The organism is Dyadobacter sp. NIV53 (assembly GCF_019711195.1).
Classification (GTDB): domain Bacteria; phylum Bacteroidota; class Bacteroidia; order Cytophagales; family Spirosomataceae; genus Dyadobacter.
In genome coordinates this window covers 109,941-127,844 of record NZ_CP081299.1, presented here as the reverse complement: position 1 = coordinate 127,844, position 17,904 = coordinate 109,941, and the positions used below count along the sequence as shown (strand labels likewise).

The 17,904-nt window shown below is 38.7% G+C and carries 13 protein-coding genes and 1 tRNA gene; 6 read left to right on the top strand and 8 right to left on the bottom strand.

Annotated features, from left to right (window positions below; genetic code table 11):
• Positions 1 to 121 precede the first annotated feature (121 nt).
• The 6 genes from KZC02_RS00605 to KZC02_RS00580 all read left to right on the top strand — a co-directional run bounded on the left by KZC02_RS00605 (position 122) and on the right by KZC02_RS00580 (position 10,219).
• Entirely contained in the window at positions 122 to 3,541 is a 3,420-nt protein-coding gene (locus tag KZC02_RS00605; protein WP_221392322.1) for a response regulator, read from the top strand.
• A gap of 5 nt (positions 3,542 to 3,546) precedes the next feature.
• Entirely contained in the window at positions 3,547 to 4,362 is an 816-nt protein-coding gene (locus KZC02_RS00600; protein ID WP_221392321.1) for a protein-glutamate O-methyltransferase CheR, read from the top strand.
• A 68-nt stretch (positions 4,363 to 4,430) separates the two neighbouring features.
• On the top strand, positions 4,431 to 6,353 hold the full coding sequence (locus KZC02_RS00595; protein WP_221392320.1) for a response regulator: 1,923 nt from the start codon (positions 4,431 to 4,433) through the stop codon (positions 6,351 to 6,353).
• A 114-nt stretch (positions 6,354 to 6,467) separates the two neighbouring features.
• Positions 6,468 to 7,232 carry a hypothetical protein gene (locus KZC02_RS00590; protein WP_221392319.1) on the top strand — a complete coding sequence of 255 codons (765 nt, stop codon included), beginning with the start codon at positions 6,468 to 6,470 and terminating at the stop codon, positions 7,230 to 7,232.
• Between the two features lie 210 nt (positions 7,233 to 7,442).
• A complete protein-coding gene (locus tag KZC02_RS00585) occupies positions 7,443 to 9,290 on the top strand; it encodes a chloride channel protein (RefSeq protein ID WP_221392318.1) in 1,848 nt (615 codons plus the stop codon).
• 494 nt (positions 9,291 to 9,784) lie between these two features.
• Positions 9,785 to 10,219 (top strand): MarR family winged helix-turn-helix transcriptional regulator, encoded by a 435-nt coding sequence (locus KZC02_RS00580; protein ID WP_221392317.1) that lies wholly within the window; start codon positions 9,785 to 9,787, stop codon positions 10,217 to 10,219.
• 99 nt (positions 10,220 to 10,318) lie between these two features.
• Here KZC02_RS00580 and KZC02_RS00575 read toward each other — a convergent pair whose 3' ends face one another.
• From KZC02_RS00575 to mgrA, 8 genes are all read right to left on the bottom strand, one after another.
• Positions 10,319 to 11,158: a DUF4097 family beta strand repeat-containing protein gene (locus tag KZC02_RS00575; RefSeq protein ID WP_221392316.1), complete on the bottom strand. Its 840-nt coding sequence runs from the start codon at positions 11,156 to 11,158 to the stop codon at positions 10,319 to 10,321.
• Between the two features lie 5 nt (positions 11,159 to 11,163).
• On the bottom strand, positions 11,164 to 12,027 hold the full coding sequence (locus KZC02_RS00570; RefSeq protein WP_221392315.1) for a DUF4097 family beta strand repeat-containing protein: 864 nt from the start codon (positions 12,025 to 12,027) through the stop codon (positions 11,164 to 11,166).
• A 26-nt stretch (positions 12,028 to 12,053) separates the two neighbouring features.
• The gene (locus KZC02_RS00565) at positions 12,054 to 12,875 is read right to left on the bottom strand and encodes a zf-HC2 domain-containing protein (protein WP_221392314.1); all 822 of its coding nucleotides are present in this window, start codon (positions 12,873 to 12,875) and stop codon (positions 12,054 to 12,056) included.
• Positions 12,872 to 13,402 (bottom strand): RNA polymerase sigma factor, encoded by a 531-nt coding sequence (locus KZC02_RS00560; protein WP_221394902.1) that lies wholly within the window; start codon positions 13,400 to 13,402, stop codon positions 12,872 to 12,874. The genes KZC02_RS00565 and KZC02_RS00560 overlap by 4 nt, the downstream gene beginning before the upstream one ends.
• 309 nt (positions 13,403 to 13,711) lie before the next feature.
• A tRNA-Lys gene (locus KZC02_RS00555) sits at positions 13,712 to 13,787 on the bottom strand.
• Positions 13,788 to 14,051: 264 nt separating this feature from the next.
• Positions 14,052 to 16,283 (bottom strand): hypothetical protein, encoded by a 2,232-nt coding sequence (locus KZC02_RS00550; protein WP_221392313.1) that lies wholly within the window; start codon positions 16,281 to 16,283, stop codon positions 14,052 to 14,054.
• A 316-nt stretch (positions 16,284 to 16,599) separates the two neighbouring features.
• The gene (locus KZC02_RS00545) at positions 16,600 to 16,827 is read right to left on the bottom strand and encodes a DUF2905 domain-containing protein (RefSeq protein ID WP_221392312.1); all 228 of its coding nucleotides are present in this window, start codon (positions 16,825 to 16,827) and stop codon (positions 16,600 to 16,602) included.
• A gap of 69 nt (positions 16,828 to 16,896) precedes the next feature.
• Complete coding sequence (gene mgrA / locus KZC02_RS00540; RefSeq protein ID WP_221392311.1) at positions 16,897 to 17,886, bottom strand: L-glyceraldehyde 3-phosphate reductase; 990 nt, start codon at positions 17,884 to 17,886, stop codon at positions 16,897 to 16,899.
• Positions 17,887 to 17,904: the final 18 nt, after the last annotated feature.

Genomic DNA, 17,904 nt, shown 5'->3' with positions numbered 1-17,904 from the left:
ATTATGTAATATAAATATGTAGTATTATTTAGTATTTTTTATTCGGAAATTGCACAATTTTTATGATCTTAGAGGAATTTTAGGATTATTTGGTATCCAGGCTCAACGGCATTTTTATTCTATGCGTCTTACTTTTCAGAAACAAGTCTTTTTAGGCATTGCTTTTTCTATTGTTTTAGTCACATTGGTTGGCTTAACATCTTATAATGCCCTGGTAATTCAGCAGGAGAATTCTTCGTGGGTCAATCACACCAAGGATGTCATTGCAGTTTCTAATAAAGTAAAAAATTTATTGCTTACAGCCGAATCGAATATCAGGGGATTTGCACTTACTAAAAACAGTAAGTTCGAAAATTCATACAATGATGCAAATGAAAATATCTGGGATGAAATTAACAACCTGAAAGTGTTAACACAGGATAATCCTGTGCAAAGTGCGAAACTTGATACCTTGACAGGCCTGTTGAGCAATAAGCTGGAATTAATGAGCATACAATTGGACCAGCTCCAGTCTGATAGTAACAGTTCGGATACGCTTCGTTTACTTATTATAAAAGGTAAAAATCTGTCTTCAAAAATTGATTTCAATTTTAACAGGATAGAAAATACTGAACAGGCCCTGCTGACCGAACGTGAGCAAAAAGCTATAGAAAGCTCCTCTAACGCTAAAATGGTGATCGTTTTTGGAACCGGAATTTTTATGCTGGTTATATTTCTGCTTTATTATTTTATCCGCCAGACTTACAATTCACAAATTGCTTCTGAAAAGGAAACAAAAAAGGTAAATGCACAACTTGAAAAGATTGTATTGGCCGATCAGGAAAAAAACTGGATACTGAGTGCCGCTGCCGAAGTTAGTATTGCCGTGAGAGGTGAGCCTTCCAGAGATGAACTGGCTTATAACCTGATCCATAAAATAGCTGAAATTACCGGTGCAATAATTGCCATTATATATCTCAAATCCGAGGAGGGCAATTATCTTGAATATGCCGTTTCTTATGGCGTTGCTAATGATGAATTAGTCCCAAAAATAATAGCACCAGGACAAGGTATACTTGGACAAGTATTTAAGGATAAACTTGATTTTAAAAAAATAGACGTATCCCCGGACTACATTCAGGTTGTTAGTGGAACCGGACGGAGTAAGCCCGGAATTATTTTCGTTAAATCTCTGATTTTTGAAGGTACTGTAATTGCATTACTTGAAATAGCCCTGCTACATGAGCCGCATTCCGGAACAGTTCGTTTGCTGGAAACAATTTCCGAAAATGTTGCAATTGCTTTGATGGCAGCAAGGGCAAGATTGGCTATGCAGCAATTACTTGATAAAAGCCAAAGGCAGGCAGAAGAACTGGAAGCCCAGCAGGAGCAGCTAAGTAATACACATGAAGAGTTGATCCTGAACTCATCCCTGCTTCAGGTTTCGGAAGAAGAACTTCGTATTCAACAGGAAGAATTAAAGCAGATCAATACAGAACTGGAAGAAAAAGCCTTTATGCTTGAGGAGCAAAAGGGAACGCTGGAAGAAGCCAGGGATCAGTTACAGCTAAAAGCGGATGAGCTCGAAAAAAGTGGCAAGTTTAAAAGTGAATTTCTTGCCAATATGAGCCACGAATTACGAACACCACTGAACAGTATACTGATATTATCCCATATTCTCGAAGAAAATAAAGAGCAGCGACTAAGTGAAGATGAACAGCGCTATGCTTCGGTTATACATAATTCGGGAAGCGATTTACTTACCCTGATTAACGATATACTAGACCTTGCCAAGGTTGAATCCGGGAAAATCGATCTGCATCATGAAAATATCGATACAGAATTTTTGCTTATAGAAATCAGGAACACATTTTATAAAGTTGCTGAAAATAAAGGGCTTGGACTAAGCATTACGAAGGATGAATCCTGTCCTGCTAAAATGTACCTGGATCACGTAAGGCTCCTGCAAATCCTTAGAAATTTACTTTCGAATGCCATAAAATTTACATCAGCACCCGGTGAAGTTTCGTTGGTAGTTTCATTGAAAAATGATCGCTGGATTTTTGAAGTTTCGGATACCGGTATTGGCATTCCGGAAGATAAGCAGCAGGCAATTTTTGAAGCTTTTCAGCAGGCTGATGGCTCTACTAGTAGAAAATACGGCGGTACCGGGTTGGGATTGTCCATTACAAAAGAGCTTACAAATTTATTCGGGGGCACGATCTCCTTAAAAAGTGAACCCGGAAAAGGGTCAGTTTTTACGCTGACACTGCCAGTTCCAGTATTTACCGAACAAGCTGATGTGTTTCCCATAAAGGATGAATTACCTGTTATTAAATCTCAGGAATTTAAAAAGCCTGTGAACGAAAAAGAACAGGAAAACCGGTTACTGCTCATTGAGGACGATCCTTTTTTCGCTGCTGATATGGCCAACAAGGCCCGGAATAGTGGGTTTCAGGTTGCAACTGCTGAAACTGGCCAGCTCGGTCTGCAATTAGCAAGATCTTTCAGGCCAACTGCGATTATACTGGATATGCATTTGCCGGATATGTCTGGCGAAGCTTTACTGAAAGAACTTAAATCAGATAACAAAACCCGACTGATTCCCGTGCATACTGTATCTGCCGGTGATAAAGATGACTTTAATTCGGAAGGTGCAATCGGATTTATTCAAAAACCGATTAACAGAAAATCGGCAGAAGGAATTTTTGACTTATTGAAATTTGAAGGAAAAAATCTATCTAAACAAAGAATACTGCTTGTTGAAGATGATACGTTCCAAAGTAAATATCTGGGTGATTTCCTGACTGACAATAATATTTTTGTTCTATACGCCTATTCGGCAGGGGAAGCCATGGCAATTCTATCAAATGATTCTGTCGATGGTATTATTCTGGATATCCACTTATCCGATATGAATGGCCTTGATTTTTTGGACCAGATCAAGCAAAATCCATCTTACTCCGCTTTGCCTGTTGTGATCAATACAGCAGAAGATCTTTCTCATCCGGATCTTGTCAGGGTTATGAAATATGCTCATCCGGTGGTCATGAAAACGCGTAAATCTAATGAGAGGCTACTGGACGAAGTAAAACTTTTCCTTACAAAAATTCTTCCAAAACCTATTTTCACTCCGATTGCAAAGCGGGATTCTGGCAATGTACAAGGTTATACTGAAAAAAGTTTTGTCGGAAAAAAAGTATTGCTGGCCGATGATGATATGCGTAATATTTTTGCATTAAGCGCTGTACTGGAAGGAGCAGGCTTTTCTATCGTAATTGCCATGAATGGTAAGGAAGCCATTCAGAAATTGGAAGAAATACCCGATATTCAGCTTGTCCTGATGGATGTAATGATGCCTGAAATGGATGGAATTGAGGCAACGCGGGTAATAAGGGAGAATAAAAAATGGTTGGATTTGCCGATCATAGCGGTAACGGCTAAGGCAATGCAGGGAGACCGGGAACAATGTATGGCTGCCGGTGCCAACGATTATATCTCGAAACCAGTAGATACTGACAAACTGCTTTCGCTCATCAAAGTTTGGATACACTCAGCTTAAATAACATGGAAACTATTGATTATCGCGGACTTGAGTCACTGATTTTCCGGCTGAGGGAAACATCAGGATTTGATTTTTCGGGTTATACACGCCCTTCGCTAATGAGAAGAGCCCGGTTGCATCTGGTTAAACGTGCGGTTAGCCTGTCAGAGTTAATGACTGACATTCATCGTAATGAAGTTGCGGCTTATGATCTGGTGCAGGATCTGACAGTCAATTATTCTGAAATGTTCCGGGACCCTGATTTTTTTGCTTTGTTGAAATCAGAAGTTCTGAGCTATTTTGAATCCTGCGCCACATTTCGCATTTGGGTGGCCGGATGTGCATCCGGAGAAGAAGCATTTTCTCTCTCTATTTTATTGCGGGAGTCAGGACTGATAGATAAGTCGATTATTTATGCCACAGATCTTAACAAGAAAATACTTGCATCTGCTAGAGAAGGTGTTTTTTCTTTGGCCCGGGCACGTAATTTCTCCGAAAATTATTTAAAAGCAGGTGGAAATTATTCCTTATCCGATTACTATCAGGTTTCATATGGAAAGGCAATTATGCATCACGAATTACGAAAAAAGATCATTTTCTCTCATCATGACCTGGTAGGTGATGGGGTTTTTAATGAATTCCAACTGATTTGCTGCCGAAATGTGATGATTTATTTTACACTGGAACAAAGAAAAAAAGTACTTGAATTACTGTATGAAAGCCTCTCGATGTATGGTTATTTGTGCCTTGGTAAAAGAGAATCCTTAAGCTATTCAGGGTTGGAGGAAAAATTCAGGATAATTAGTATTCCACTAAATATTTACCAAAAGATATTATAAAACCGCCTTCAGTTTATATAGCGAAAGGCGGATTTAGAAAAAGTTTTATGATTGCTACTCAACAAATAATGGACAAAACAAAAATTCTGCTGCTGGATGACCGGGAAGAAAATCTAATTTCTCTAAAAGCGATACTGAGCAGGGATGACATTGATATATACGAAACAACTTCCCCTAATGAAGCGCTGCGCATCGTATGGGAAAATGAGATTGCAGTCGCACTTGTTGATGTACAGATGCCAGGAATGGATGGCTTTGAATTTGCCGAAACACTGGCTTCAAACCCCAAAACCAAAGAAATCCTGATTGTATTTGTTACCGCAATTTCCAAAGAAACCACTTATGCAGTCAGGGGATTAAAATCCGGTGCAATTGATTATCTATACAAACCACTGGATCCCTACATAACCAATGCAAAAGTCGATGCACTGATCCGGCTCTCACGAAGTCAGAAAGAGATACGTGAAAAGAATAAGCTTCTTGAAAATTATGCTACAATCGTCACAAATTCACCTGACATTATTGTTATGGTTGAGCCTGAGACTGCCAGAATATTATCAATCAATCCTTCGGTAGAAACAATCCTAGGCCTTGCACCGCAAAGTTTGGAAGATACATCCATGCTAGATTTACTTGTAGATTCTTCTAATTCCAAACTTAAGGAAGTACTGATAGACCGCTCATATATGGAAGGTCAGACTATTGTAATTGAAGATAGGTTTTATGGCCGTTTGAGGCAACCGTTGTGGCTGGAACTTCGGATTATGTATAAAAACAGGTTACTCTTTATTAATTTACATAATATCGAGAAACGAAAAGCATATGAGAAACAGCTGCTGGAAGCCCAGTCCGTTGCAGAAAAAGCGAGGAAGATGAAAGAAACTTTTCTTGCGAATATGAGCCACGAGATCCGGACACCTCTAAACGGAATACTTGGAATTGCCAATTTACTGGAGGCAACAGAACTGGATTTGTCTCAGCGAAACCTATTGGAAATGCTTACCCATTCCTCGGGATCGCTTTTGAATATACTTAATGACATTTTGGATATCTCAAAAATAGAGGAAGGTAAATTTTCCATTGTTCCAAAAACAACAGATTTAAGGTTGCTGGGCAAAGGAATTATTGACCTGATGAAATTTAAAAGTGACGAAAAAGATATCGAATTGAGCCTGTTTGTGGATGAAAGAATTCCTGAATTCGTTTCGGTTGACGGAATGAGGTTAAATCAAATATTGCTGAATCTGATTGGAAATGCACTCAAATTTACAGATTCTGGCCTGGTAAAGCTTAAGATGGAATATCAGGGATTTAATGATGGACTCCATCAGATCCGATTTTCTGTGGTTGATACCGGAATAGGGATTTCCAAAGAAGACATGCAGAATGTATTTTCGGAATATGGACAGGCTTCCGAACATACTTCGCATCATTATGGAGGAACAGGACTTGGGCTTACAATTTCCAAAAAACTGGTTCAGTTGATGAAAGGTGAACTCCAGGCCAAAAGTGAATTAAACTTTGGAAGTGAATTTTATTTCACTATGGATATGGCAGCTGCCAATGAAAAAGTATCAGAAAAAACTGCATTGGTGTCGTATACCGCTTTACCGACTTTTTCAGGGATCAGGATATTGGTTGCGGAAGATAACCGAATTAACGCCCTATTGATTAAAAAGTATTTAACAACCTGGTTAATTGAAACCATTATGGTTGAAAATGGCCAGGAGGCAATAGAAGTATTGGAGGATGATGAATTCGATTTGATTATCATGGATACCCGAATGCCGGTAATGAACGGTTTTGAGTCGGCCAGATATATCCGTAAAACTTTAAAAATTGATACTCCCATATTGTCTCTCTCTGCTACGGTGCTGGCAGAAGAAGTGGAAGAAGCTTATGAGTCAGGCATGAACGATACACTTTCAAAGCCTTTTCAACCCGCCAAGCTCCATGAAAAAATTGATTCCATGCTTAATTCTTTATACTGACCAGATAGTCAAATATAACTTACTGCAACGAATTTCGTTCAAATATCGTAATGATTTTGAGGCGATTTTCGTTATGATCGCAGTAAACCATATTATTTTGAAATAAATAGCCAGATGAAAGTAAAAAGAAATAGTTGGGCCATTCTTCTGATTGCTGTTGCCGCAGCATGCAGTTCGAATAAAACAATGCCTTATGAAGCCAAGTGGAATGCCCCGTTTGCTTATGTAGATGAAGTAAAACCGGATCAGCAGGATCAGAAATCGAGGCTTAGATATGGCATTATAAATGATGACCAGTATGTATACCTTACGTTAAAAACAAAAGATCCCGTTACTATTCAGAAAATATTGGGCAGCGGGTTGAAAATCGGATTTAGTCCTGAAGGACAAAAAAAGGAAGCATATTCCCTGACTTTTCCAGTCATTATGAAGGAAGACAGAAAAGCGCTCAGAAGGATTGAAACTGATATGCCTAACAGTCTTGGCCTCAGTCTGCTGCTTGATTCTTATAATAAGGAAGCTTTATGGAAAGATCCCAAAGGGCCGCATTCCATCAATCTGGTAACGGGAGAAGGCAGTATTAAATCGCACATTTCAATGGACCAGAATGGTGAACTAACCGAGCAGATTGCGATTCCATTCAATCTGATGGCAGTTAACACTAGAGAAGGTTCTGTATTGGGCATTAATATCAGGGTTGACGGGCAATCATCCGGATCCGGCCTTTCACCAAGAATTGGAATTGGTTTAGGAGGTGGAATCGGTATGGGTGGTGGAATGGGCGTTGGTATTGGTACCGGCGGAGGATCACGATATGGTAACGATGACCGTAATGTTGACATTCGCCTTGAAGTACAGCTTGCACGTGCAAACATGTAAAAAAGAAATTTCTATCAGTAAAAGAATGCCTGTTGGTTTCCGGACCGCAGGCATTTTTTTTGAAGTTCCAGTTAATTGTATTTCAGAATAAATAGTCCGCAATAATTTGTAGTCTGGAATATACGCCCCATTTTTACAAAGAAGGCAGTAATTAATGATCAGCAAATTGTTGGATCAATCTGCTTTTATTCTTTCAAAAATTGAACCGTTGTGAAGATTAGCACCATCAGAAAACTGTACAGCTTCCTCAAATTCAGGCGTAATTTTACGAGGTATAGTGTCAATAAAGCCAAGAGTTACGAGATCGTTTTATTTTGGTTAAAGAGTGTGCTTTCACGTTCCCAGTTTTTAATTCTTTCAGGTGTTCTTGTTGGTTTCAGCTGTGGATTAGCCGGTGTAATTCTGAAATCCCTGGTGCATTATATTCACTACATTATTACGTTTAAAGTACATTTTGAAGACCAGATTCTCTTCTATTTATTATTTCCTTTTCTGGGAATTGTAATTACAACTTTCGTGGTAATTGTTATTTTTAAAGGCCAGGATAAAAAAGGAATACCAAGTATTTTATCAGAAATCGCCCAAAATTCCAGCGTGGTTTCATCAGTAAAAATGTATTCACAAATAGTACAAAGTGCCATCACGGTCGGGTTGGGAGGGTCGGCTGGTTTGGAAAGCCCGATAGCCGTTACCGGTGCGGCAATTGGTTCTAATTTCGCTCAGACTTACAAGCTCAGTTACAAAGAAAGGACATTATTATTAGCCGCCGGAGCTACCGCCGGAATTGCTTCTGCATTCAATGCACCAATAGCTGGTGTAATGTTTGCTTTCGAAATTTTGCTGACTGGTGTTGTCTTTACAGACTTTATTCCGCTCGTTGTTGCAGCAGTTTGCGGTAGCCTGGTTTCACGGATTTTGTTAAAAGAAGATGTTCTGTTTCAATTTAAATCCCGTAATCCATTTGATTACCATAACATTCCCTATTATTTAATTTTGGGTATTTTATGTGGTTTATATGCACGCTATTTTGTTTTGATAACCAAATATATTGAAGAGTTTTTTCACGATTTAGAATGGTCAAGAATTCAGAAAGCTATGGCAGGCGGTGCAATTGTTTCTGTACTCTGCGTCTTATATCCACCGTTGTTTGGTGAAGGATATGATACAATAAAAGCACTTACAAATGGTGAAGTCCGCGAAGTAATGGAGAATAGCTTCTTTCGTTTTATCGGTTACCGCGACTGGGTCGTTTTAATATTTTTAACTGTAATTTGTTTGCTTAAGGCATTTGCAAGTTCCATCACTATTTACAGTGGAGGTAATGGCGGAAACTTTGCTCCATCACTATTTTCAGGAGGTACATTAGGATTCGTTTTTGCATTATTTTGTCAGCAAATAGGTATCATAAATGTGCCTGTCACCAACCTTGTAATTGTGGGAATGGCTGGTGTTATGAGCGGTGTTTTATATGCACCGTTAACTGCTATTTTCCTGATTGCGGAGTCTAGTTCAGGATACGATCTTTTTATTCCTTTGATGATTGTAACAGTTACTTCTTTTTTAATTGCAAAATGGTTTTCACCAGTTTCTCCCGATTTACAAAAGCTGGTAGATCAGGGTAAAATATTTACAAGAGAGCATGACCGTAATTTATTATCCATGTTGCATACCCTGGATCTGATTGATAAAGATGTGCAGACCATTCATATAAATGCATCATTTGATGAACTCACAGAACTTGTAAAAAGAGGAAGCAGAAATATGATCGCAGTTATTGATGATGAATTAAAATTAATTGGAATTATAACAATGGATGATCTTCGTCCTATACTTTTTGATGAAGATGCATGCGCAACTACTACCATATCGGCACTTATGAAAGAACCTGCTGCATGTATTAATGAACTGGATAATGTGGTATCGGTTGTTAAAAAGTTTGATGAAACCGGTGCATGGAATTTACCGGTAATTAAAGTTTCCGGAGCATATGTAGGGTTCATTTCCAAGTCCGGTGTATTGAACAGGTACCGGCAATTATTGCAATCTCATTCAGGTTAAAAATCAGATTAAATGATATTTATTAAGGTCATTAACTCCAATTTGCTTTTTAAGGTAATGAAATGAAAGTAGGTTTCATTCAAAAAGAACATTTAACTTTCTGTGACTCCCCGGTATTTCATTTAAACATTTCCCAGAATTACCATTCGGTAAAGTTAAAACACAACATTTGCTAACCTGAGAGTAGAAACGGATAGGCCTGAGAATTGGCTGTACAAAATTTTTCAAGTAAAGTATTCAAATTCTAAAAAGCCATTCTGAGTGTTTCAGGAGGGTTTTATATTTTATGGTCAATTTTACATTTCATTGCATCAGATTCTTACTGTAAAATTCATTATGACTATTGGTTAAGCGTTCTCGCACAACAGTTAAATTTTCATGACAATTTAAATTTTTAACTAATTGATTCTAATTCTGTTAAATATTTATTATATTTGCAAAATACTTGAATATGCAAGTATATATCAAGTAAATATCAACATTAAATCAAGTATATGTCAACTATATCTCAATCATTAAAGTTCTTCCTTAACCTGAACACCGTACAGCTTATCACCGCCAAACGCTTTGATTCCAAGCTCAGTAATCATGGGATCAGTCTGAATGATTTTATGATCCTCTACCACATAGGAGAAGCTCCTGATGAGAAATTAAGGCGCACAGACCTTGCCGAAAAGATTGGTCTAACTGCTTCGGGTATTACCCGAATGTTATCTCCTCTGGAGAAGTTAGGCCTTGTCCGCAGGGAAGCAAACAGCCGGGATGCACGCGTTAGTTATGTAAAACTGGCACCCGCAGGAAAGCGGATATTGAATGAAGCTATTGCTACTGCTGAGGTTGCAACAGAACAAATATTGAACTTAACAAAAACAAAAAAGCTGGATGATATTGCAAGAGTTCTTATCGAGTTAGGTGGGACAATTGAGTAATTCTGCAAATTGTTTTGGACAAGATATTAAAAACGAACAGCCCCGGAATTAATTCCGGGGCTGTTCGTTTAAGTGTTAATTAATAAAGCAAGAATTACGTTATTTGGCTTTTCTTACATAAATATTGCCATTCATATTTTTCATCATTACTTCGCTGCCACCACCGTTCACTTTGCCTTTTACCCAATCTTCAATGCTAATTTTGTACATGCCATTGGTTCCGGAAGTATTGGCTTTGGGTTTATCTTTTTCAACAGCAATATCAAAATCACTGAAAACATCGCCACGATCTGATTTAAGTTTTACATCAAACTTTGCAGTGGCAGGAAAAGTAATATCCACACTTCCGTTAAGCGTTGAAAATGCCATTGGTGAGCTGGAATTGATTGTCTTAAAATTACTTTTCAAATCTCCATTAATTGTATTGGCTACGGCCGATCCGGAAACGTCTTTAAGCTGAATGGCACCGTTTACGTTTGATATTTCTAGTTCACCGCTTACGTTTTCAACAAGAATATCGCCTTCATTTATTGTGCTTAATTTTAATGAAAATTGAAGCGGTACTTTTATGGTTAAAGTTAATGGCCTTCTTGGAAGACCGGTTTTTAATGTAACGGTATTTTTATCTTCTTCTGCTGTTAATTCTAAGCCACCATTTGATGATAATTTTCTCATTCCATTTGCTGCTGCATCTTTATCCGTCTCTTCTTTTTTACCGGAACTTCCTTCCATTGTTACATCAACAATTATTTGTTTTCCTGAATAACCAATTACATGGATTGAACCATTAATTAAACCCACATTTAACAGGCCGCTTTTATTAGGATCAGACAATGGAATTGTTAATTGTTCTTTGATACTATTCTGTGCCATTAGTGAAACAGTACTGGCGAAGAATAACAAAGAAAATACAGTGATTTTTACTGATTTGGTTTTCATGTTGATTATGATTGTTTTTTAATATAAATGCTTCCGTTAAATGTTTCGAACCGGTAATTTTTCCCACCGTTTCCAAATCGTATTAATGTTTCCGTGTTTAATTTATAAACCGTTTTATTGTTTTTGCTTTCTTCATTTTTCACAACCTTAACCGGCAAAGTTTCTGTGTTTGGAAAATCAGTATAGAATTCTCCCTGAAAAGTTTTGAATTGACAATCGGCATGAAACGATTCCGGATAACTGATTTTTATATCCCCGTTCAAAGTTTTAAAATCTGATTCTCCAGGCGGAACGGATACATAATCCGCTTCCACATTTCCATTTACAGTTCTTACTTCTGCGGCACCTTTTGCATTGGTCAATTTAATTGCACCATTCACATTATATACACCAAGGAAACCTGTCACGCTATTTACAATAATATCTCCGCCATTTACTGTTGATACATGCAGGTTCATTGCATGCGGGACTTTTATAATGAAGTCTAAATTAAATTCATATTCAATTTGATGATCTTTATTATTTTTCCAGTTACGGTTTGGCCTCGAATCAAATGGATCAGATATATAGGCAATTATACTGTCTGCCTTCTGTTCAAAGTTTACTTTAAATTCATCTTTTCCTTTTTGCAGGATTTCATTATTTTTCGCAGTAATTTTTTTATCAATTTCTAGTATTACTTTATCGCCATCATAGCCTTCCACTTTAATATTTCCATTGATATTATAAACTGCGATCGTATTATTTTCTGCCTTGGTGGACAAGGTAAATTCTTTGACCGAATGTTCTTTAAATTCTGGTTTTTGGGCTGGTGCCTGGGTACAACAAACCACCATTCCCACTAACAAGGGGATTGCAAAATGTTTCATAGCTAATAAATTTTGATTGATTGTTTTTAAGATAAATCCTTAATTGTTTGTTCTATTTTGATTTTTACCAGATCGTTCAGATCCTCCTTTTCAAGTAATTCGCGAAAGGCTTTGACAGCGCGTTTTTCCTGTAATTTTAACATAACATCTGCCAGTGCAACCTGTACCATTGGAGAATCCTGCTGTCTTAATGACTTTATCAGTTTCTCTCTGACCAAAGCATCATCAGCAAATTGTGTGAGTGCTTCCAGTGTAACAAGCCGCACGTTCACATTTGGGTCGCTGTTTAACGTAGCAAACAGCGCCTCTAAGACACGATCATCTGCATTGGTGATATCTGTGCTGTAACCTACCGCTCTTATTCTCTCAGTAGCCGATGGGTCGTTAAGCAGTGCAAGCATGACTTTCATTTTCATTTGCTGGACCTGACCAGCGAGCGTATCAATCTGTTGTTCGTAAGCCGTTGCCGTTGTTTCCGGGCGTTTCATATAATAACCAATCATTCCGCCCAATCCGACTAGCAGAAAACAAAAGGTAAATTGTAATGCAAGCTGCGGTGTTAAAAATCCCTTCATTTTTTCTAACCACTGTGTAAGGATATTTTTCCTCTCATACTTTTGGGTTAGCCTAAAATCATCGAGCATTGCGTTAAACTGGACTTTCATATTTTCACTTGGGACAGCTATATTGATCTGTCTCATAGCCGACCAAAGTTGTTTGTTTTCTGCAAATTCTTCCTGACAACGCAGGCAGTGAACCAGATGTTTTTCAATCCCGGCTCGTTGTGCATTGGTTAAACTGCCATTCAGCCAGTCTGCCAATTGTTCCCTGGTATGTTCACAGTTCATGCCATTTTCCTGTTATTTTTCAAAAATATTTTTTTCAATTCTTCCATTGCCCTGTGTACCCTGACTTTGACAGCTCCCTCGCTGATATTTATAATTTTGGCTATTTCGCTGTACTTCAGTTCCTGGAAACGGCTTAAAGCCAATACCTCTTTGTGTTCCGGACTTAATCCAGCCATAGCATTATGTAGTGATTCGGTATCCTGGTAATTTTCGAATGCTGCATCTGCTTTTACACCACCTTCCAGTCTGTCGGCCAGTTCATGCACATCGGCATGGTTAGCCGACTTATTTTGCCTGGCATAATCATTCAGGACGTTTCTTGCCAAATGATACATCCAGGTTTTAAATTCACCTTCACCGGTAAACGTATGCCGGTATTTAAGCATCCTGTAAAATACATTTTGAACCATATCCTGGCATGCATCGTCACGACTTGTCATATGGTACAGAAAAGTATATAACGGACGATGGTAGCGCTCAAACAGCAATCCCATCTTGTCCAGGTCACCGGACTTAACTTTCAACATCAGCGAATTGTCGGTCAGTGAGTTCAAACAGGTTAGGTTTTGTTGTCTGTATGTGGAAACTCCGAATAATTGAAAAGGTTACAGGAATGTAGAAATAAATTTTTGAGACAGGAAGTTTTATTAAAATTGAAGTTTCAGTTGAACTTATGATCAGGTTTTGATGGGGGAATTAAATATGATTGCGCTAAGATTTGTTAAAAATAGAATAAGATTTTAAATGGTAGGACTGAGATAAGCATAAATCTTGTTTCAGTAATATACAAAAAAATCCTGTAAGTGTCTAATTTACAGGATTTTATATTTTTTTATTGGTGACCCCGCTGAGGTTCGAACTCAGGACCCACAGATTAAGAGTCTGTTGCTCTACCAGCTGAGCTACGGAGTCAGTTTTGAACAAATTGAAATTAAAATATTTTTCTTTTAAACAAAAACAATAATTATCAATGCATCCTATTTCTGTGCAATATGTATCTTTTTTAATTCTGATTTCAGACTTGACTGAGTTTTTATAAAAAAAGTAATTTGTTAAACGCAACAAAAGCTTATTATCAATAATTTCTGTGATTACATGTTTTGTATAATTATTAATTTTTGTAAACATGAAAATCTTTGTCATTGAATAAAAATATGTCGCAAAATTCAGTGAATTTCAAATAATCTTCGCGTGTATCCCGTTGCCGGCCACATATTCCTTGATCCGTTTTCCGTCCGGCATTTTCACTTCAAGTACGTGTAATTTGTTATCTGCAAAAGAATTCAGGTAAAACCAGGCGGTTTTTCCATTTTTTGATTGTGATAAAACGAAACCTCTTTTCTGATGATAGGCATTAACTACCTCACTAACCTGAAATTGTTCGGGTGTGATCCAATCGCCATTGTCAATCCTGAAAGTCAGATATAAACGCTCACCGCCCTCTGTTTGTCCAAAAGTTGAATTCCATAGATGTTGTGAGAACGCAGACAAATCGGTTGAACCGGTATACCCCGAATAAGTTTCTTCTCCTGCTTTTTTATAATAGGGAAATCCTTCTTTCGCTTCTGCCGAACCTTTCGGAAACCAAAGGCCTTTATTCCATTCAACATCAAATTTCTTTTCTTTTGTTTTTCCCGAACCTCCCCATTCAATGTAAACCTTACCAAATGTATGGGCAATAAACCCGTTTGCAATCAACACATTCGGGTCAAGCGGTATTTTGTTAGCTGCATAAAACGTGCCTTCGGGATAGTTGTACTGGTACCAGTTGTTTGGCCGCCATTCATGAACGCCCATTAAAAACACCCCGCCTTCGTATCCAAGATTATGAATAGTCTGCAGCCTGTATATTGTCTCATAAATTTGCCCCTGCTGTATATCCGGAGCATTAAGATAAACTGCTTCAACAATCAGGTTGGTACTGCTAAGTGAGCCGCCGGGAGAAAAGTTTGTATAAGGGAATTGCGACGGATCGAGCGTTAAGAGTAACTTACTATGTTCAGCTGTATTCCCGTTTCCGAGTTTGGTATTGCCCGGCCAGAACATGAAATAATTGTGGCAGATGTAGTAGGGGATGTTCCTGCTGCCAAATCTTTCCTTGTAACGTGCTTTTACAACAGTATAAAATGGGTTCCACATCGGCGAATCAGGAGGAGCGGCTGAGCCCTGCTCCATGGTTTCACCTATCCAGACAGCATGATCGATGCTGGCTTCGTTACCCTTTTGAATGGCTTCCTCATTTGTTAGCGCTCCGTGCGGCCAGTAAGCCAGGTTATATCCGTTAACCCAATTATCCGGAGCGCTGTAAGGCAAATTCATGATCACTTCTGTGCGGGGAACATCGTTATACGACAGTCCTGAATCACGAAGCCTTATCACTTCCTGAGTATTAGTTTCCCAGGGCAGCTGGTAATTAGAAATGTGCGTAACACCCTTTTTCATTACGGTTTCGATTCCCCAGGGAGCCGCGGCCGATATCCAGACATGGCCTTTCGGCAGTTGCATGTCCGGTACAATATCTGCCCATTGCACATTTTGCTTTTCTGGCTGATAGCTTTGAGGGATATGGTTTAGAAAGCCCGTTTCCGCCTGAGGCCCGCGATAAAACAAAGTTTGAAATCCTGCAGTAGTATTGTAGCTGAAAGATTCACCTGCATTTGAGCTGTAATAATCACCCGGATTATCAGTTTCACCATCCCAGTGATTTGTATCAACTCCACGCCGCATTTTAAATTTCAGAACGCGTAGTGGATTATGTCCACCAAACTGATAATTGACGAAAGGCGTTTCACTTGTAAAAACTTCTGCCCCGATCATGTATCTGTATTCGTAAGCATCACCTTTTTTTGTATTGGAAACGTCGGAGAGTAAATTACCTGAATCAGATTTCGTTATTTTCAGGTTCAGGTGCTCGTCCATCCCTTTGGCGAGTGTTACAGGGACGTATGTTCCTTTTTCTACCGGATCTGGTGTAACGCCTCCATCATCTTTATTTGGGATAATAAAAGCCTTATTTGAAGTTCCTTTACAGGATACACCAGTTATCACCAGCTTGTAGTTTCCAGCCGGAATTATGGAAGGGTAGGAAACTTTTATTGTATTGGATTTTGGCGCAATGACTTGGGAAAAAATCGTCTTGTCGGTACCAGATAATATGGCAATTGACATCGTATCAACGCCATCAGCATCAAACTGGAATTTTAAGGAAGTCGTACTGATACTATCTATTGTACCAATTGTTGGTCCGCGTTTGCATGCAACCTTGACAATTACATCATTGCGTCCAGCTTTAATCACACTATCAACATAAGCCTTGGTAGCGTACGCAGACAGATCAATTTCAATCTTTTGTGCCTGTACTTTTACAAAAATGGACAGGAAGGCAAAAATTAACAGTAGTCTTTTCATGGTTATTTTTCGTTTAGCCATTTTCCAATCTGTGAGGATAAAATCCTGATTGATCAATGACACCGAAGACATACCATGGGCAATTAACGCAGTTTTTAAATTTGCAAACAATTATTACCGGTTTAAAATTAAATATGTCGGACATTGAATCAACAGTGTTAAATGAATTGTACATATTCAAAATTAAATGGTTTACCCTAAAAGATGGATTGAAAAATTGCTATAATTATTTAACGGAAATTTTTTTATACTTATCTAAGAAGCTCGCTATCAGTATATAATATATTTATTTGTTCCGGTTGTTTCTTTTTGCCGGTTACCCAAAGAGCTTTCTCACCAGAATAACAATCAGATTCAGCAGAGCGCTGAGGATTATCATGGTGGTTATGGGGAAGTAAAAGTTAAAGTTTTCTTTCTCAATCCGGATATCTCCGGGCAATCTTCCGAGCCAGTGAAGTTTGTCACTCAGGAAATAAATAATAATGCCAAGAGTCAATACGACAAGGCCAATTACTATCAGATATTTCCCTGTGGTTTGTGACATATTTTAGGTTGGAATTTTAAATTTCTAATGTGGATGATCCGTTATATGCGCCATTCCAATGGTAATTGTTTACCACAAAATCCCTTCAATACTTGCAAGTTCAATAGCAGAAAATTCCAGATTGTCCAGACATTTTAATGAATCTTCCAATTGGGTTACCCTGCTGGCACCAATCAGGACTGATGTGATGCGTGGATCTTTCAGCAGCCAGGCCAGCGCCATTTGGGCCAAAGTCTGCTCCCGTTCAGAGGCAATGACATTTAATTTCCTGATCTTTTCCACAATTTCCGGAGTAACCTGATTTTCCTTTAGAAATCCTTCCGGCCTGGCTGCCCTGGAATCTACCGGAATGCCTTTCAGGTATTTATCAGTGAGTAAACCTTGTGCCAACGGAGAAAATGGAATACAACCGACGCCTTCCCTTTCCAGTATGTCCATTAATCCTCCTTCCACCCAACGATCAAACATAGAGTATTTAGGTTGATGGATGAGGCATGGTGTTCCAAGCTCTTTCAGGATTTTTATTGCTTTTGCGGCATCATCTGCCTGGTAATTGGAGATTCCCACATATAAAGCTTTTCCCTGCCTGACGATCAGATCCAGAGCTGCCATAGTTTCTTCCAAAGGCGTTTCGGGATCGGGGCGGTGGGAATAAAATATATCCACATATTCCAGTCCCATTCGTTTGAGGCTTTGGTCAAGACTCGCGATGAGGTATTTTTTTGAACCCCATTCCCCATAAGGCCCTTCCCACATATGATAACCGGCCTTGGTGGAAATGATCAGTTCATCCCGGTAAGGAGCAAAATCCTTTTTGAGCAGAATACCGAAATTTTCCTCTGCTGATCCCGGAGGCGGACCGTAATTATTCGCCAGGTCGAAATGTGTGATACCGCTGTCAAAAGCAGTATGAAGAATATCACGGTAATTTTCAAAGACATCGACGCCTCCGAAATTATGCCATAAACCAAGAGAAATAGCAGGAAGTTTCAGGCCGCTCCTGCCACAGCGGTTGTATGTCATTGTTTCGTAACGATTGGGATTCGGCTGGTAGATCATATATATGATATTACTTTT

Excerpts from the sequence above, each read along its gene's own strand:
- KZC02_RS00605 (WP_221392322.1), top strand. The coding sequence starts at position 122 with ATGCGTCTTACTTTTCAGAAACAAGTCTTTTTAGGCATTGCTTTTTCT.
- KZC02_RS00600 (WP_221392321.1), top strand. The coding sequence starts at position 3,547 with ATGGAAACTATTGATTATCGCGGACTTGAGTCACTGATTTTCCGGCTG.
- KZC02_RS00595 (WP_221392320.1), top strand. The coding sequence starts at position 4,431 with ATGGACAAAACAAAAATTCTGCTGCTGGATGACCGGGAAGAAAATCTA.
- KZC02_RS00590 (WP_221392319.1), top strand. The coding sequence starts at position 6,468 with ATGAAAGTAAAAAGAAATAGTTGGGCCATTCTTCTGATTGCTGTTGCC.
- KZC02_RS00580 (WP_221392317.1), top strand. The coding sequence starts at position 9,785 with ATGTCAACTATATCTCAATCATTAAAGTTCTTCCTTAACCTGAACACC.
- KZC02_RS00575 (WP_221392316.1), bottom strand. The coding sequence starts at position 11,158 with ATGAAAACCAAATCAGTAAAAATCACTGTATTTTCTTTGTTATTCTTC.
- KZC02_RS00570 (WP_221392315.1), bottom strand. The coding sequence starts at position 12,027 with ATGAAACATTTTGCAATCCCCTTGTTAGTGGGAATGGTGGTTTGTTGT.
- KZC02_RS00565 (WP_221392314.1), bottom strand. The coding sequence starts at position 12,875 with ATGAACTGTGAACATACCAGGGAACAATTGGCAGACTGGCTGAATGGC.
- KZC02_RS00560 (WP_221394902.1), bottom strand. The coding sequence starts at position 13,402 with ATGTTGAAAGTTAAGTCCGGTGACCTGGACAAGATGGGATTGCTGTTT.
- KZC02_RS00550 (WP_221392313.1), bottom strand. The coding sequence starts at position 16,283 with ATGAAAAGACTACTGTTAATTTTTGCCTTCCTGTCCATTTTTGTAAAA.
- KZC02_RS00545 (WP_221392312.1), bottom strand. The coding sequence starts at position 16,827 with ATGTCACAAACCACAGGGAAATATCTGATAGTAATTGGCCTTGTCGTA.
- mgrA (WP_221392311.1), bottom strand. The coding sequence starts at position 17,886 with ATGATCTACCAGCCGAATCCCAATCGTTACGAAACAATGACATACAAC.